The organism is Microcystis sp. M53602_WE12, assembly GCF_030065455.1.
GTDB classification, from domain to species: Bacteria; Cyanobacteriota; Cyanobacteriia; order Cyanobacteriales; family Microcystaceae; genus Microcystis; species Microcystis aeruginosa.
In genome coordinates this window covers 1-14,667 of sequence record NZ_JASJFB010000088.1, presented here as the reverse complement: position 1 = coordinate 14,667, position 14,667 = coordinate 1, and the positions used below count along the sequence as shown (strand labels likewise).

Genomic DNA, 14,667 nt, shown 5'->3' with positions numbered 1-14,667 from the left:
CTCGTTTCTATCAAGAAGCTTTTGGAGATGGAATTGAACAGGGAATTGAACAGGGAATTGAACAGGGAATTGAACAGGGAATTGAACAGGGAATTGAACAGGGAATAAACTTGCAAAAATTGAAAACAATTCCTCTACTGCAAGACCTCGGTTTAACCCCACAACAAATCTCAGAACGCTTAGAATTAACTCTGGACACAGTGCTTAACTATTTGGCACAACAGCAACAATAATCAATCCTGTTTAAAAAGTCTAGAAAAGCAGCAATTGCTAAGTAGTGGGCAAATGGATAGTAGCGAATCAGTGACCTTTAAGCTATCAGGGATAACTCGATGAATAACGACTTATTGACTTTTCTCTTTTGTGTTGCCCTTCTTATTCTCTATCTATTTTTTTCAGCTTTAACCGAGATGGGAACAAAATGGCCTTGGACAAAAAAATAAGAGAAATACTTATAGATGTAAATAAACATAAAATCGGGTCAGGGACTCGGTCATTGGAAAAATTCTAGAGATTTGCTATCTAAACAATTAACTCTATTGCTCTACTGATAAAATATGAAACTAATTGCTGATATTTCTCCCAGTTTGGATTTATTCTTGTTGCTTTTTTTCTGGCATTGTCTCATCGGTGGCATTGCTACAGTCATCGCTATCAATAAAGGCTATCCAAGATTAAATTGGCTAATCTTCGGACTTCTGGGAGGAACCTTTACCTTTTTTATCGCTCTTTTCCTGAAAAAAAAGCCCAAAATTTAAGGGATGATATTGCTTGATTATCCTTTAATAGTTCCCATCAACACCTCTAAATCTTCTGCGTCTAACTCCTCTGGGATACCATTGCGAATTAATTCCGAAAAATCCTCATTGGGAACCATAAAACATAGTGCATAAAGTCTTCCGTCCCCCACATTTCTAATCTCGTGAATACCCGTGGGACGGACTAATAAACTATCCCCCGGCCCCAGGGGAATCGGTTTACCATCACAGATAGCCATTCCCTCCCCTTTGAGGATAAAAAACATTTCTACGGCAAAATGATGACGATGGGTAGGGGTGCGACCGTGGGGATCGAAAATTTCCACACAGACGGTCAAGGAATCCCCCGCTACGGTAGAATCGAAGACGATCGCTAAACGATTCGTATCCCCAGCGCTAATGCGAAAAACTTGATAATCCCGGGGAGATCGAATCACGGGTAACATACAATGATCGCTGGTTAGTTGGCTATTCATCGCTAATTTCGATCGAACTGTGGATGATTCTAAGACTAGCAAAAATTTTCAACTTCGCTCGATTGCGTCCACCACTTTCCTCACATCTACGATCGCATCCACATCATGGACGCGCAGGATATCGGCCCCCTTAGCGATCGCTAAAGCACAGGCCGCCGCCGTTCCGAAAACTCGTTCTTTTGGGTCATCTTTGCCTGTAATCTCGCCGATAAAGCGTTTTCTCGACAATCCAATTAAAATAGGTAAACCTAAATCCCGAAATTGCCCTAATTCTCGCAATAACTCAAGATTTTGTCGTCCAGTTTTGGCGAAACCAATCCCTGGATCGATGATAATATTTTCCCTAGCAATACCCCACTGTAAAGCTTCCTTAACGCGATTCTGTAAAAATTCTTTAATTTCCTTGACTAAATCGTCATAATGTGTTAGAGATTGCATGGTTTGCGGATTGCCCCGCAGGTGCATGAGGATGATGGGAACGGCCAATTTAGCCACCGTCGGCAATAATAGGCGATCGAAGGTTCCCCCAGAAATATCATTGATCAAATCGGCCCCAGCGGCGATACCTTGGGCTGCTACAATCGCCCTAGTGGTATCTAGAGAGATAGGAATAGAACTTTGTTGTCGAATAGCGGTGATTACGGGGATAACTCGCAATAATTCTGCTTCTAGGCTAATTTCTTGCGCTCCCGGACGGCTGGATTGACCACCGATATCGATTATATCAGCCCCAGCCTCGATCATTTTCATCGCTTGTAGCAGGGCATTTTCAACATTGTCAAATTCTCCCCCATCACTAAAACTATCGGGAGTAACGTTTAAAACACCCATGATATAGGTGCGTTTTCCCCAAGCAAAAATATGTTCACGAATTGCCGTTAAACTAGACATAATACTAAATCCGTTGAGTATAGGCTACATATCAGGAGAGGCACTCATGCACTCATGCACTCATGCAAAAGGGAGAATAAATAAAAATAATCTCCTGACTCCTGAATACTGGCTCCTGACTCCTAACTCCTGAATACTGAATACTGATGGTCATAGTTAATTTTTAGGTAGGGAAGAATCTTTTAATTCAAAATAAGCTTGTACTTCTTCTTTCCAGAGTTGATATTTTTCTTGAATTAGTTGATATTGACTGGCAAAATCGAGGTTACAATCAACGAGATTGCTATCGATCTCGGATTGCACTAATTCCCGTTCGATCAGGGTTTCTCGGATAAATTTTAAACATTCTTGTCTCAAAGCTTCCGCTTGATCAATAATTAGCTGGACTTGATTAATTGCTCGATCGTACAATGGGGTTTGTGAATGAAAAATTTCGGAAGATGCGGCCAGATTTCGCAGTCTATTTAATTGATTTTTCTTTTCTACTAAACTGGCAATTTTGGGGTTAATTTCAAAAAGTAAGGTTTTCACCAGAGGAGCCAAGCGGCGAGTGTTAGTATAATCATAGTTATTAAGGTCTGATTTAATCAGGTGTACCTGTTGTAAATCGACGGTAATATCGTGGAGTTGTATCTCGGTTTCGGTGATGGTGGGATGAATCGTTTTAACTTTCCAAGTAGTAATAGAAGTCAACTGCTGGCGCTCACTATTAACCATTTGCCGCTCCATTTTCAGCACATCGAGGGGAATGCTATAAAGTTTTTTATCGGGAATATAGATGACATCGCTACTGAGAATGCGATCGATTTTAGGACGACGATATAAATAATGATACAGGAATCGATAAAAGCTGTTACTGCCTTGAAATATCTGGACAAATAACCAAATTTTCCAGCTGAATAACCCGCTGACAAAGCGTCCGAATAGATGGGAATTCGAGGAGGAGTTATTCATGAAATTCCGTTATCAGTTATCGGTGAGGAATCGGAGGTTTGGTTCTTTTCAGCGAGCGGTAAATAGTAAACAGTAATCAGGGATAAAGATGAAGATAACTAACTAACTAATTAACTTAAAACTTACATCTGATAACTGATAACTGATAACTGATAACTGATTAAGGACGTTCTCCGGGTAGATTTTTTGAAGATGTTGGTTTCGATCTTACCTGTTGACGACCGTTGCGAATAACTTGTAACATTTCCCCTAATTCTCGATCGAGATGTTCTAAAACCGCTTCGGCATAGTCGTCAGCGCCTTTTTGAATTTCATGACATTCAGCTTGGGTTTTTTGTCGTAACTGTTGCACTTCCTGCAAGGTGCTGTGACGCATCTGTTCGATTTCATCGAGGGTTTGTTGTTGCAAGGATTCGCATTCCTGCTGAACCCGTTGACGAATTTGGGCCGCTTGCCGTTCTGCTTGTTGAATAATACCAGACTCGTCGAGAATTTGGGCAGCCCTTTGTTGAGCGGAACGAAGGACTTGTTGAGCGTATTCCTCCGCTTTAGTGATAATTTCCTGTTCTTCCTGCAAAATTGCCAAAGCTTTCTGTACTGCTGGTGGCACGGTTTCATAGATGAGATCGATCTGTTCGGATATCTGTCCCTCATCGATGATTGTCCAACGGGTGAGGGGGATATGGAAACTATCAAAAATCATCTCTTGCAGACGCGCCAGATCCTGATAGATATCGAAATCGACGGGTGGACTGGGAACCCCACTATTAGAAGTGTTAGGTACTGCTTTTCTGGGATCATTAGGTTCTCGGCGCGCCATAGGTTCAGATCGTCCTCATTACTGTATTTTAGTATGTTAGCTATAGTATGAGTAAATATCCCTAGAAACGTTTTCTGGGACTAGATGGGTGACAGAGCCACCGAATTGAGCGATTTCTTTAACCACGCTACTGCTTAAAAAACTATATTCTTTAGTGGTGGCTAAAAAAACCGTTTCGATTCCTTCCCAGAGAGTTTTATTGGTGTGTGCCATTTGCAGTTCTTTTTCAAAGTCTGAGAGAACCCGCAACCCCCGCAACAGCACCTTAGCACCTTTTAATCTGGCATATTCAACCGTCAATCCTGAAAAACTGTCTATCTCAACGTTTTTCAGGTGTTTTGTACAGTAACTGATCTGTTCTATGCGTTTTTCGACCGTAAACAGGGGGTTTTTATGGGGATTGCAGAGAACTGCCACGATTACTCGCTCGAATAGTGGCACACTGCGTTCGATAATATCTAAATGACCGAGTGTAACTGGATCGAAGCTGCCGGGGTAGATGGCGATCATTTCTCAACCTTCACACCTCGCCAAAAAGCGATATATCCTTTAATATTTTGGGCTTTTGGTTTAGGATCGGGATAATACCAAGCGGCATCTTTATTGTCCTGTCCATCTACCCTGAGAGTATAATAACTAGCCTCTCCTTTCCAAGAACAAATGGTATGGGTGTTACTGGGTTGAAAATATTCAGCTTTGATGGTATCGGGGGGAAAATAGTAGTTTCCCTCGACAATTTCGCAGTTATCGCTTTCCGCTACCACTGCACCATTCCAAATCGCCTTTGCCATGACACTAACTCCTAGTTCTGGTTCAAAATTATCTTACAACAGAGTTTGTAAATGTTGAACCAGTTGGTTAACCTGCATCACTCCCTCGATTCGATCGATCGGTTGACCATTTTTAAAGACTACTAAAGTGGGTAAAGCTTGAATACCGTACTTACTGGCTAAATTGGGATATTTGTCTGTATCAATTTTGACAATTTGTAGGCGATTTTTGAAATACATTCCCGTTTGTTCTAGAATCGGAGCCATCATTTGACAAGGACCGCACCAAGTGGCATAGAAATCCACTAACACGGGAAGATTAGTGGTTTGCAACAGTTCCTGAAAACTGGAAAACTCTTTTTTGACTGCCATAAATTGTCACCTCGCCAGAAAAATAGCCTTTTCCCTACTATAGCTTTTCTAAATGTCCCTTAGCTCTCCTGCAAAAGTAAGTTCTCGATGTGCTATCGGCTCAAAATATCTTAAAAGTCAGATAAATTTGCGATAATTTTCGGTTTTATGGCTAGTATAGTTGTCTCTTGTCTTTTTTATCCTCATCTCCCCACTCCCTTCTCCTATCTCCCTATCTCCCTATCTCCCTATCTCCCCATCTCCTGTCTCGGAGTCTCCTGTCTCCTCACCTAAGGGAAGATTTTTGATTTCTCCAGAGCAGTCATCGATCGCCGGGAAAATGCTAAGTTAAGTTAAAGACTCGACAGCCAACTGTCCATGAACATCCTAACCAAGCTGCTTTTTCCCGAAACTAAAACTCCAGAGCAAGTAGGTTCACCGCGAGTACAGAAAAGCCGCCGGGGAATCGAAACTAAATCCGCCGCAGAAATCGTTATTATGCGACAAGCGGGTAAAATTGCCGCTACAGTCCTCAAGGAAATCGCCGAGATCGCTCAACCCGGGATGACGACGGCGGCTCTGGATGTCTATGCGGAAAAACGTATTCGCGAAATGGGTGCTACTCCCAGTTTTAAAGGTTATTATGGCTTTCCTGCCTCGATTTGTGCCTCCGTCGATAACGAAGTCGTTCACGGTATCCCTAGCCCGAAAAAACGCCTCAAAGCTGGTTCTGTGTTAAAGGTAGATACGGGGGCCTACTACCAAGGTTATCATGGGGATTCCTGTATCACGATCGCTATCGGTTCCGTCTCTCCAAAAACCGAAAAATTAATCCGCGTGGCGGAAGAAGCTTTATATAAAGGCATAAATCAGGTAAAAGCGGGCAATTATCTGCTCGATATTGCGGGAGCGATCGAAGATCACGTTCAAGCTAACGGTTTCCAGGTGGTAGAAGATTTTACCGGCCATGGAGTCGGCAGAAATCTCCACGAAGAACCCTCGGTATTTAATTTTCGCACTAATGAGTTACCCAATGTCAAACTCCGCGCCGGGATGACTCTGGCAATTGAACCAATTGTCAATGGGGGATCTAAACATACCAGAACTTTACGCGATCGTTGGACGGTGGTGACGATGGATAATGCTCTCTCCGCTCAATTTGAGCATACTGTCCTAGTAACCGCCACAGGTTATGAAATCCTAACCGATCGCAATAACCTATAAAATTATCTATAGATTTTTTGCCTTGGAATCTTAATTGGAAATTTATTTAGCGGTAGGATTTAGTCAAAATGTTTAAAAATATCGTTGTTGCCTTGGATTGTGGGGAATCATCCCATCGAGTCCTCCATGCTTTGAATTCCCTTTCTCTAACGGCAAATTCTTGCATTATACTCACCCATATTCTCAGTAAGGAGGGAGATGAATCGGCAGTGGATCGCCCTCACCCCTCCCGTGAGATCATTGAAGATCAATTGCGCTGCTATCAATCCCAGATTGCTACCCCTAGTGAAATCGAGGTCATCTTTGGTGATCCAGCGGAGGAAATTATTCGTTTAGCTAATATCTATCAAGCTGATCTGATCGTGATCGGCAGCCGGGGATTAACGGGAGTTCAACGGGTGATCGAAGATTCTGTTAGTAGTCTCGTGGTGGCAGAAGCTACCTGTTCCGTATTGGTGGTAAAAGCATAGCAGCCAGCATTCAGCTAGAAAAGGTACTCTGGCAAGAGTGCCTAAGTAGGGTTTGCTGAAAAAGCTTTTCCTAGGGGCAGGGTGTGGGGTGTGGGGTGTGGGGTGTGGGGTTTTACCGATTTTCAGGTGGTCAACTACCTAATTTTCAGGGAAAAAGTACCTGAATTTTCCCCCGATCCCCGCAATGGCTGGCACTTTTTGAGGGGAAAAAAGTCCAAAAGTCTTATCCAACAAGGTTTTTAGATTTATTCAGCAAACCCTAAGTAGTCTTGATCATCACTGCTGACTAAAATTTGCAAATCTTATTTTTCCCCGATGTTTTCCCCCATACATTCCCCGGTCTTTCCCCACTCACTCCCCAGTTTTCCACAGTTTACCCAGACTTTTCCACAGGCAACAGCGATAGAATCGGCACTTGCTTCCAGAAAAAATTAATCTTGATTGTCAAAATACCCATCGATAGATACTGAGTTACTGTTAAGTTAAGTAAATAAAATCTAGCTCTAACCCTTATTCCCTCGTAAATATTAAGTTTTTCTGAAGCATTCCTTTACATCTGGTAATATTGCAACTCCCCCCAACTTGGCTCACAATAGTCCTTACTGTCCACTGCACCAGTCAGGGATTTCCCCACTTCCGATCAGAGGTAAACGATATGAATACATCAGTCAGTATCTTGGCAGAAATCCCCGAAATCCTCCACCAATCCCTACAACAATATCTAGAAACTCACCCCAGTTGGGATCAAGATGGTGTGTTTACGGCGGCTATATCATTTTTTCTACTTAATTGTCAATCCTCCGAAAGGATGAATTTTGAGGAGCAAAATAGCTGTGCCAAGGTTTATCTAGAAACTTTGTTCCAGCGCTCGGAGTGCTAATTCGGGGATAATAAGAGTCGGGTCATGGTTAAAAACCCGATTTTCCCCTATGAATTCCGATAAAACCCCTAATTTAATCATTCCTCAGCTAATTATCGGTTTGGGTAATCCTGAACCCAAATATGATCGCACCCGTCATAATATCGGTTTTGAAGCTGTGGACTCATTAGCACGGGATTGGGGGCTATCTTGGCAGGAAAACAAGCGATTTCAAGGTTTTATTGCCGAAGGTGACAGTCCTCTCCCGGGCAAAATTCGTCTTTTAAAACCCCAAACCTATATGAATCGCTCCGGGCAATCGGTGCGAGCGGTGCTGGACTGGTATAAACTGGAGCCGGAGTCGATTTTAGTCATTTACGATGATATGGATCTGCCCCTAGGCCGGTTGAGAATCCGTCTATCGGGATCGGCTGGCGGACACAACGGTATTAAATCGATGATTGCCCACGTTGGCACGGAAAGCTTCGCTCGTTTACGCATAGGAATCGGTAAATCAAGCGAAAAAGCAACTATTTCCCACGTTTTAGGCCGATTCACCCCCCAAGAAAACGAAGTCATCTTGAAAGTGTTAGACTTGTCCAGAAAAGCGATCGAACTTGGTCTCAAACAAGGGTTACAAAAGGCAATGAGTCTCTACAATAATCAAAGTGTAGAGATTGGTTCTGATCTATGCTGATAGCAAATAAGCCTGATTTTAGTAATGGTTATAATAGCCATTTTCGTCTATACTCTTACAGAACCCTTGGTCAAATTTTGATCGCCCTTTGCTAGATTAGGTCAATTTTTATCCTCGATATTAGCAGTTTAAGTATGATTAATCGCCAAAGTTTGCTGAGATTCGCCCACAAGTTTAATCTCATTTTATTGATAATCGCTACAGTTTTTTGTCTTTGGAGTAATCCTGCTTTTGCCCATCGTCCCCATGATGTAATTAGTCAAGTGGAAGTTTCTCCCGATTTCCAGACAGATAATACAGTATATATCTTGGTGCGAAATAACTTTTATAAGTCTAGGGATGGAGGTAGCAACTGGACAAGATTAATTCAAGGTTTAGATTATACGGGGGAATTAAGTTCCTTATCCCTATCTCCCCTCAATAAAAATATTCTCTATCTAGCTTCAAGATCCGATGGTATTTATAAAAGTGAAGATGCGGGGGAATCTTGGCAGAAAGTTAATCAGGGTTTAGCAACTAACTTTATTAACTTTGTACAAATTGCCCCTTCCGATCCCAATATAGCAGCAGCAGTGGGATTAGAAAAAGGGGTTTATTTAACCGCAGATGGTGGTAAAAATTGGTCAAATATTTTCCCCACCACGGCACTGATAACCTTTCTCGCTATTACTCCCAACAATCCTAATCGCATTTTTTTTGGGGATGAACAGGGTAAATTATACAGTTCCTCCGATGGGGGGAAAACTTGGCAGAATCTCCCCTTACCTGCTAATGTGGGGGCAGTGGATACAATTGCTTTTTCTCCTAATTTAGACAGGGATAAAACCTTTTTTGTCGGCACAAAAGAAGCAGGTATTTTTAAAACCGTTGATGATGGTAAAAGCTTCCAAGCTGTTAACGAAGGAATTAAGGATAAAATCATCGAAGACATCGTTATTTCTCCCCAGTATGCCCAAAATTCAACCCTTTATGCCATCACTTGGTATGAGGGAATGTATGTTTCGCAAGATGGGGGCAAAAGTTGGACAAAAATGAGCGAGGGTTTAACCAAAGATAAACAGGCTGATGATTATAAAGTTCCCCATTTTATGGATTTAAAAATAGTTCAAGATACGATGTTTTTAGGGGGATTTAATGGCTTATTTAAAACCACAGATAGCGGCAAACAATGGCAGGAAATAGAAACTTTAGCCCGGGGAACAGTTATCGCCATGGCGGTTTCTCCTAATTATGCCGAGGATGCCACTGTCGTCATGGCTAATTATGTAGGCAATATCTTCATCAGTCGGGATAAAGGGGAAACTTGGACACCAATTAATCGCGGTTTAGAGGTTTATCGACTTGGTAAAGATCCCGAAGAATCAGGACAAGATCCCCGGCGTTTCTTTGACATTGCCTTTTCTCCTAACTATGGAGAAGATAGAACTATTTTTGCGGGGTTTTTACGCAATAAATTTGCCAAATCCGATAACAGTGGTGATTTCTGGAAAATTATCGAAATTGATGAAGGAGTCCGCGGTCCGAGGATAGTTCCTTCCCCAGATTTTGCCAAGGATAAAACTCTTTTTCTCACCAATCAGCAGGGGAGAATATTTCGTTCTACCGATGGAGGAAATACGGTTAAAAATATCAGTGAAGTGGGCAGAATTTTTGGTAATTATGCTCCTGCCATGGTAGCTTCCCCTGATTTTGCTAAGGATAAAACTTTGTTTGTCACGGGAAAAGAGGGCATTTATCAAAGTGTTGATGGTGGACTAACTTGGAAAAATGTCAGCCAAGGAACCCCCCTATCAAAAACCTCTAATGTGCAGTTGGCAATGTCTCCCAATTATCCCAGTGATGGAACTATTTTTGCTGGGACAATTTCCGGTTTGTTTGTCACCAAAGATGGGGCTAAAAGTTGGACAAAATTAGAGAAACCAGGGTTTAATCCGCAGGCATCAGTAGAAACCATTGCTATCTCTCCTGATTATGCTAATGATCGCACGGTAATAGTTAGTTTACAGGGAAATGGCTTGTTTAAATCTACCGATGGAGGAGAAACTTTTAAATCAATTGGTGATCCTAAAATACCCCTAGTGAAAATTCATAGTATCCCTTCCTCTGGTATCTCCGTCCAGTTTTCTCCTAATTACGCTCAAGATAAAACTTTATTCGGTTTTGGTGGCGCTAAAACTACAGTTTTTCGTTCCACCGATGGGGGAGAAACTTGGACAAGTGTAACTATTCCTCCTCATGCGGAAGAAAATACAACCCGCTATAAAATCGGTGAGTTTTTCTCTGGTCCCCTTGGCACAATCTTGCGCGTGGTTATCCCGATTCTCCTAGCAATCGCCGCTTATTTTCTGGTGGGTTTCTTGAAACTGGAGAAAGTTATTAATCTTCCTAAATCCTTCTTCCGCATGGCAGGGGCATTTATGGTTTTTCTCTTTGTTTTCTTCGCTATCATTAGCCAAGTTTAGCGGAAATTTTCACCGGCGGGGCTTGACAAATCCCGCCGCTTGCCTTATAATTATATATATAATGGGAATCCGTGCCTGCCTGCGACCTCTGATTTTTACGGCAGTCAACCCCTCAGAGAATTAACCATCGGCAACGTAGGGATTGACCATCTTAGCGGGGTCAACAATGCGATCAAAATCCGCTTCCTTGATGTATCCCAGTTGCAAGGCTGCCACTTTCAGGGTTAAATCCTTTTCTAGGGCATAATGAGCGACGTAGGCAGCCTTTTGGTAGCCAATCACGGGACTTAAGGCAGTCACCAGCATCAAGGATTGATTTAAAAAAGTCTCAATTTGTTTTTGATTAGCAGTCATCCCCTTCACCAAAAACTGACAGAAATTAGCGCAACCATCAGTGAGCAAACGGATAGACTGCATGAGATTATGAATCAACAGCGGTTTATAGACATTCATTTCCAGATGTCCTCCGGCGCCTCCCATCGTCACCGCTAAATCATTAGCCATCACCTGCACTGCTATCATCGATAAAGCTTCGCATTGGGTGGGATTAACTTTCCCCGGCATAATTGAAGAACCCGGTTCGTTTTCCGGCAGCTGTAATTCTCCTAATCCACAACGGGGACCACAGCTAAGTAAACGGATATCATTAGCAATTTTATACAGGGAACTAGCGATAGTTTTCAATCCCCCGCTCAAGAAAACTAGAGCATCGTGGGAACCTTGCACGGTAAACTTATTAGGGGCGGTAATAAAAGGTAATTTGGTCAGATTAGCGATTTCGGCAGCCACATCTCGATCAAAATCTGGGGGAGCATTAATTCCCGTACCCACTGCTGTTCCTCCCAAGGATAAACGATAGACTTTTTCTAGACATTTTTCTAGCCAATCGCTGCCATCATCTAATAAACCCACATAACCGGAGAATTCTTGTCCGAGGGTTAAAGGGGTGGCATCCTGTAGGTGAGTGCGACCAATTTTAACTATATTTGCCCATAATTGCGCCTTTTCATCGAGACTATTCCGTAATAGTTGCAGACTGGGAATTAATTTTTCCTTGACTGCCAAGGCAACGGCAATATACATGGCCGAGGGAAAGGAATCATTAGTCGATTGGGACATATTAACATGATCGTTGGGATCCACAGGAGTTTTGCTACCCAGAGGATTCCCCGTCAGTTGACTACAACGATTGGAGATGACTTCGTTGATGTTCATGTTAAACTGGGTGCCACTTCCCGTCATCCAAACGTAGAGGGGAAAGTTATCCGCGTGTTGTCCGGCTAAAATTTCATCGCAGACTTGACAGATTAGGTTTTTTCTCTCCTGACTGAGACGATTTTTTTGCTGATTGACAATTGCACAGGCTTTTTTGAGAATGGCATAGGACGCGATCATCTCCCGGGGCATGAGATTATCACCGATACTAAAGTATTGTAGGGATCTTTGGGTCTGCGCTCCCCAAAGTTTATCGGCAGGTACGGGAATTTCTCCCATGCTGTCTTTCTCGATGCGAAATTCTGTCATCTTTAAGTTACTTCTGCATCTGGCCTGAAAAGAGAGGGTCTCCAGGACGACACGGACTCCCATTATAACAAAAGTATAAGTCAAGTCTAGCTAGTTTGTCAAGCCCTATTGGGACTTTTTATTGGCGGCATTTTTACCCGGGAGGTTGGCAAGAATAACTGGCAGGGTGCTGGGGCGATTAGGATGATTAAATGAGACAAAAACTGTTATATTTTAGGGAAGATAATCGGTAAAAAAGACGGGATTGGAGACTATGGACACAGCGATCGCATTAAGTTGGACATTGGCAATTATCTTAGGGTTGATGACCCTTTTGTTTATCTTACGGATCGTGCTGACTTGGAATCCACAGGTAGATTTAAATAGCTTTCCCTTTAATATTATTGCCTGGCCCACGGAACCTTTTTTAATCCCCGTGCGTCAACTCATACCCCCCTTAGGAGGAGTTGATATTTCTCCGATTATTTGGGTAGGAATTTGTACGCTGCTGCGGGAAATTCTTCTCGGTCAACAGGGTTTAATTACCATGGCCTTAAAATAATTATTCACGCAACTAGAATATGCTGACATAATTTATGTTCTAACTCTCGTTCCTCTTTTTCTAGGGTAATAATCGCCTGTTTGATAATACTTTTAACATCCATACCTTGGTCGTATTGTTTTAACCATTGTTGTGCAGTGTTACCTTCGCGGAGGATTTTTTGTAAGGGAGAGAGGAAACAACTAAAACCCTTTTCTTTAGCGATCGGATAAACTTGAACATAGAGGTCTTTAATCCAATCCCTAGCTAAGATTTCCCGGCCATCGTACCAATGTCTCAGGGTGGCATCAAGACTAAAACGCGCGGCAGCCTGTTCGTTTTCTTGGGTTAAAGTTAATAAATCCTCGCTGCGATTGCTGCTGGGTAATTGACTTAAAATTAAGGGGTCTAATTCGGGAGCTTGTAAAAGTTGAGTTAAACGGGCCTCTAAAAAAGCCATAACTGCTAATAAACTAATAGGATTAGCAATCAGGTCACAAATTCGCAATTCTAGACGATTGAGATTATAGGGACGATTGCTACCGTTAGGACGTACTGACACCCAGAGATGACGAACATTCTGCATCGTACCGAGTTTTAATTGTTCCTCGGTCCAAGTGACAAAATGTTGATGACTTTCAAAGAGGGGAACATAAGCGGGAGTTTGGGGGAAAACTTGCCAACGACGGGAATGGGAACCGGTGATTTTACCGTCGAGAAAGGGAGAAGAAGCGCTTAAAGCCAAGTATAAAGGAGCTTCTAGGCGAATTAAGCGACAGGCACGCATTAAATCCTCATAATCGCTAATACCGACGTTAATATGAATACTGGCCGTGACTACATTAGTGCCGTAGGTCTGTTCGATATAGTCATGATAGGGATTGTGGGGGTCACTGCGATAAAAATGTTGACTATCGCCCAAGGAGAGGGTACTGCCAGGGATTAGGGTATAATTGCCTAAACGACGCAAATATCGCCGTAGAGCGAGACGAGGTTTTAAAGTAGCGCATAAAAGACGGTCATAGTTAGTCATGGGAGCCGTAGTATATTCTACGTTACGACTATCCGGTTCCCGGACAAAACCATCTAAATCCTTGACAATGCGATCGGATAAACCGATAATTTCTCCGGCTGCTGTTCCGGTGTACATTTCCACTTCAAAACCTTTACTTAGGAGCATCGTCAATTCACCTTGCTGTGTCTATTTTGTAGTGTGACATTATTTGGACTGTAAATGACGTTCGATCAGCAGAATCGCCACTATATCATCAATGGGGCGATCGGGAAGACGCATACCTTGGGGGATGAGTTTCTGTAATCCTTTGGGGGGGAACATTTGCCAATAGCGATCGCGCGCTTCTAGGGTACTATTGCGTTCATCTACTAGAGTAATCGGGATAGTGACACGAGCGGCAATTTTTTGGCACCAACTTTTCGAGGTGGTTTGGTTCCCCATCACCAATAATTCGAGCGGATATTGTTGACAGAGACTAGCTAAACGCTCGAGCGCTTGTGACGATGCTATCACCTCATGGGTATAAATTTTCCCCGTTGATGACCTGACCGCGATCCCACATTTATCCTTACCCGGATCAAAACCGAGAATACACATAGTTTTTATCTCCTGCAGCAGTGGTCGGTTTTATTAAATCACTAAATTAGGGTCTTGGGTGTCGGGTTTTGGGGTTTTAGGGTTTTAGGGTGTTGGGGTTTTAGCAGGGTAAGCGCATCTGAACAATCCTTGACAAAATTAACTTTAGAGTTCTTGCATAATTAATTTTTGAGAGGGCAAAAATGAGAAAAATAAGCATAAAATTGCATAAAATAACCAAATAGAGCATTTAATTGATTAATGCTCATTCTTAATTCTCCTGACTACTGACTACTGGCT

Annotated in this window: 18 protein-coding genes and 1 pseudogene; 9 read left to right on the top strand and 10 right to left on the bottom strand. The window is 42.5% G+C overall.

What is annotated here, in order from left to right; all coding sequences use genetic code 11:
* Together PX482_RS03745 and PX482_RS03740 are read left to right on the top strand one after the other, a co-directional pair.
* A pseudogene (locus tag PX482_RS03745) lies at positions 1 to 233 on the top strand (Rpn family recombination-promoting nuclease/putative transposase); the annotation flags it as partial.
* A 324-nt stretch (positions 234 to 557) separates the two neighbouring features.
* Complete coding sequence (locus tag PX482_RS03740) at positions 558 to 758, top strand: hypothetical protein (RefSeq protein ID WP_039899996.1); 201 nt, start codon at positions 558 to 560, stop codon at positions 756 to 758.
* Between the two features lie 17 nt (positions 759 to 775).
* On the opposite strand, the gene PX482_RS03735 is transcribed toward PX482_RS03740, so the two are convergent.
* From PX482_RS03735 to trxA, 7 genes are all read right to left on the bottom strand, one after another.
* Positions 776 to 1,234 carry a cupin domain-containing protein gene (locus PX482_RS03735; protein WP_002758047.1) on the bottom strand — a complete coding sequence of 153 codons (459 nt, stop codon included), beginning with the start codon at positions 1,232 to 1,234 and terminating at the stop codon, positions 776 to 778.
* 48 nt (positions 1,235 to 1,282) lie between these two features.
* Positions 1,283 to 2,125, bottom strand: a complete 843-nt coding sequence (gene folP, locus PX482_RS03730; protein WP_002758049.1) for a dihydropteroate synthase — start codon at positions 2,123 to 2,125, stop codon at positions 1,283 to 1,285.
* Positions 2,126 to 2,281: 156 nt separating this feature from the next.
* On the bottom strand, positions 2,282 to 3,079 hold the full coding sequence (locus PX482_RS03725; RefSeq protein ID WP_002758053.1) for a hypothetical protein: 798 nt from the start codon (positions 3,077 to 3,079) through the stop codon (positions 2,282 to 2,284).
* Positions 3,080 to 3,239: 160 nt separating this feature from the next.
* Complete coding sequence (locus PX482_RS03720; protein ID WP_002758055.1) at positions 3,240 to 3,899, bottom strand: ATP synthase subunit B family protein; 660 nt, start codon at positions 3,897 to 3,899, stop codon at positions 3,240 to 3,242.
* 36 nt (positions 3,900 to 3,935) lie between these two features.
* Positions 3,936 to 4,409 carry a pantetheine-phosphate adenylyltransferase gene (gene coaD, locus PX482_RS03715; protein ID WP_002758057.1) on the bottom strand — a complete coding sequence of 158 codons (474 nt, stop codon included), beginning with the start codon at positions 4,407 to 4,409 and terminating at the stop codon, positions 3,936 to 3,938.
* The gene (locus PX482_RS03710; protein WP_002743550.1) at positions 4,406 to 4,690 is read right to left on the bottom strand and encodes a DUF427 domain-containing protein; all 285 of its coding nucleotides are present in this window, start codon (positions 4,688 to 4,690) and stop codon (positions 4,406 to 4,408) included. The genes coaD and PX482_RS03710 overlap by 4 nt, the downstream gene beginning before the upstream one ends.
* A 33-nt stretch (positions 4,691 to 4,723) precedes the next feature.
* Positions 4,724 to 5,041 (bottom strand): thioredoxin, encoded by a 318-nt coding sequence (gene trxA, locus PX482_RS03705; protein ID WP_002758059.1) that lies wholly within the window; start codon positions 5,039 to 5,041, stop codon positions 4,724 to 4,726.
* Positions 5,042 to 5,188: 147 nt separating this feature from the next.
* Between trxA and PX482_RS03700 the strand changes: the two genes are divergently transcribed.
* The 6 genes from PX482_RS03700 (at position 5,189) to PX482_RS03675 (ending at position 10,732) form a co-directional block, all read left to right on the top strand.
* Positions 5,189 to 5,314, top strand: coding sequence for a hypothetical protein (locus PX482_RS03700; RefSeq protein WP_288024819.1), 126 nt, complete (start codon positions 5,189 to 5,191; stop codon positions 5,312 to 5,314).
* Positions 5,315 to 5,398: 84 nt separating this feature from the next.
* Entirely contained in the window at positions 5,399 to 6,244 is an 846-nt protein-coding gene (map, locus tag PX482_RS03695; RefSeq protein WP_288024817.1) for a type I methionyl aminopeptidase, read from the top strand.
* Between the two features lie 68 nt (positions 6,245 to 6,312).
* Positions 6,313 to 6,714, top strand: a complete 402-nt coding sequence (locus PX482_RS03690) for a universal stress protein (RefSeq protein ID WP_002765346.1) — start codon at positions 6,313 to 6,315, stop codon at positions 6,712 to 6,714.
* 655 nt (positions 6,715 to 7,369) lie between these two features.
* A complete protein-coding gene (locus PX482_RS03685) occupies positions 7,370 to 7,594 on the top strand; it encodes a DUF2811 domain-containing protein (protein ID WP_002758065.1) in 225 nt (74 codons plus the stop codon).
* A gap of 49 nt (positions 7,595 to 7,643) precedes the next feature.
* Positions 7,644 to 8,270 carry an aminoacyl-tRNA hydrolase gene (gene pth, locus PX482_RS03680; protein WP_002758066.1) on the top strand — a complete coding sequence of 209 codons (627 nt, stop codon included), beginning with the start codon at positions 7,644 to 7,646 and terminating at the stop codon, positions 8,268 to 8,270.
* Positions 8,271 to 8,404: 134 nt separating this feature from the next.
* A complete protein-coding gene (locus PX482_RS03675; RefSeq protein WP_288057467.1) occupies positions 8,405 to 10,732 on the top strand; it encodes a WD40/YVTN/BNR-like repeat-containing protein in 2,328 nt (775 codons plus the stop codon).
* Between the two features lie 120 nt (positions 10,733 to 10,852).
* On the opposite strand, the gene fumC is transcribed toward PX482_RS03675, so the two are convergent.
* Complete coding sequence (gene fumC, locus PX482_RS03670) at positions 10,853 to 12,256, bottom strand: class II fumarate hydratase (RefSeq protein ID WP_004163124.1); 1,404 nt, start codon at positions 12,254 to 12,256, stop codon at positions 10,853 to 10,855.
* A gap of 253 nt (positions 12,257 to 12,509) precedes the next feature.
* Here fumC and PX482_RS03665 point away from each other — a divergent pair, with 253 nt between their 5' ends.
* On the top strand, positions 12,510 to 12,797 hold the full coding sequence (locus PX482_RS03665) for a YggT family protein (protein ID WP_288057471.1): 288 nt from the start codon (positions 12,510 to 12,512) through the stop codon (positions 12,795 to 12,797).
* 4 nt (positions 12,798 to 12,801) lie between these two features.
* Here the strand turns inward: PX482_RS03665 and gshA are convergent, their stop codons facing one another.
* Together gshA and PX482_RS03655 are read right to left on the bottom strand one after the other, a co-directional pair.
* Complete coding sequence (gene gshA, locus PX482_RS03660; protein ID WP_002758072.1) at positions 12,802 to 13,956, bottom strand: glutamate--cysteine ligase; 1,155 nt, start codon at positions 13,954 to 13,956, stop codon at positions 12,802 to 12,804.
* Positions 13,957 to 13,995: 39 nt separating this feature from the next.
* Positions 13,996 to 14,388, bottom strand: coding sequence for a pre-16S rRNA-processing nuclease YqgF (locus PX482_RS03655; RefSeq protein ID WP_002758073.1), 393 nt, complete (start codon positions 14,386 to 14,388; stop codon positions 13,996 to 13,998).
* Between the last annotated feature and the right edge of the window lie 279 nt (positions 14,389 to 14,667).